Origin of the sequence: Nocardia ninae NBRC 108245 (assembly GCF_007990755.1) — a bacterium.
GTDB classification, from domain to species: domain Bacteria; phylum Actinomycetota; class Actinomycetes; order Mycobacteriales; family Mycobacteriaceae; genus Nocardia; species Nocardia ninae.
The window spans coordinates 1-1,644 of the sequence record NZ_BJXA01000183.1 but is presented as its reverse complement, the minus strand read 5'-3'; the positions used below and the strand labels follow the sequence as shown (position 1 = coordinate 1,644).

2 rRNA genes are annotated in these 1,644 nt (G+C 55.7%); both read left to right on the top strand.

What is annotated here, in order from left to right:
• Positions 1-1,383 (top strand): 23S ribosomal RNA (locus tag NN4_RS44560); the annotation flags it as partial.
• A gap of 141 nt (positions 1,384-1,524) precedes the next feature.
• Positions 1,525-1,641 (top strand): 5S ribosomal RNA (gene rrf / locus NN4_RS44555).
• The last annotated feature ends 3 nt before the right edge of the window (positions 1,642-1,644 follow it).

Genomic DNA, 1,644 nt, shown 5'->3' with positions numbered 1-1,644 from the left:
GGTGATGCGTAGCCGATTGAGGCGAATTCAGTGATCCTATGCTGCCGAGAAAAGCCTCTAGTGAGTTGGTACACGGCCCGTACCCCAAACCGACACAGGTGGTCAGGTAGAGAATACTAAGGCGATCGAGAGAACTGTGGTTAAGGAACTCGGCAAAATGCCCCCGTAACTTCGGGAGAAGGGGGACCATTTCTGGTGACGGAATTTACTTCCTGAGCTGGGGGTGGTCGCAGAGACCAGTGAGAAGCGACTGTTTACTAAAAACACAGGTCCGTGCGAAGTCGTAAGACGATGTATACGGACTGACGCCTGCCCGGTGCCGGAAGGTTAAGAGGACCGGTTAGCGCCTTCGGGTGCGAAGCTGAGAATTTAAGCCCCGGTAAACGGCGGTGGTAACTATAACCATCCTAAGGTAGCGAAATTCCTTGTCGGGTAAGTTCCGACCTGCACGAATGGCGTAACGACTTCTCAGCTGTCTCAACCACAGACTCGGCGAAATTGCATTACGAGTAAAGATGCTCGTTACGCGCGGCAGGACGAAAAGACCCCGGGACCTTCACTATAGCTTGGTATTGGTGTTCGGTACGGTTTGTGTAGGATAGGTGGGAGACTGTGAAGCGGGCACGCCAGTGTTTGTGGAGTCATCGTTGAAATACCACTCTGATCGTATTGGACTTCTAACCTCGGACCATGATCTGGTTCAGGGACAGTGCCTGGTGGGTAGTTTAACTGGGGCGGTTGCCTCCTAAAATGTAACGGAGGCGCCCAAAGGTTCCCTCAGCCTGGTTGGCAATCAGGTGTCGAGTGCAAGTGCACAAGGGAGCTTGACTGTGAGAGCGACAGCTCGAGCAGGGACGAAAGTCGGGACTAGTGATCCGGCACCGGCAAGTGGAAGCGGTGTCGCTCAACGGATAAAAGGTACCCCGGGGATAACAGGCTGATCTTCCCCAAGAGTCCATATCGACGGGATGGTTTGGCACCTCGATGTCGGCTCGTCGCATCCTGGGGCTGGAGTAGGTCCCAAGGGTTGGGCTGTTCGCCCATTAAAGCGGCACGCGAGCTGGGTTTAGAACGTCGTGAGACAGTTCGGTCTCTATCCGCCGCGCGCGTCAGAAACTTGAGGAAGGCTGTCCCTAGTACGAGAGGACCGGGACGGACGAACCTCTGGTGTGCCAGTTGTTCCGCCAGGAGCACCGCTGGTTAGCTACGTTCGGAAGGGATAACCGCTGAAAGCATCTAAGCGGGAAGCCTGTTCCAAGATGAGGTTTCTCACCACCTTCGAGTGGTTAAGGCCCCCCACAGACCATGGGGTTGATAGGCCAGAACTGGAAGCCCGGTAACGGGTGTAGGTGACTGGTACTAATCGGCCGAGGACTTACCAACAAAGAAGCTACGCGTCCACTGTGCAGTATCTGAAACAACACACAGACACTGCAGCAGACACCTATCGTCTGCGATTCCCCTATCCCGGGGTTTCGCCGGCGGCTCTGTGTCAGCGCTGCTGTGTGGATAGTTTCATAGAGTTACGGCGGCCATAGCGGCAGGGAAACGCCCGGTCCCATTCCGAACCCGGAAGCTAAGCCTGCCAGCGCCGATGGTACTGCACTCGACAGGGTGTGGGAGAGTAGGACACCGCCGGAACAT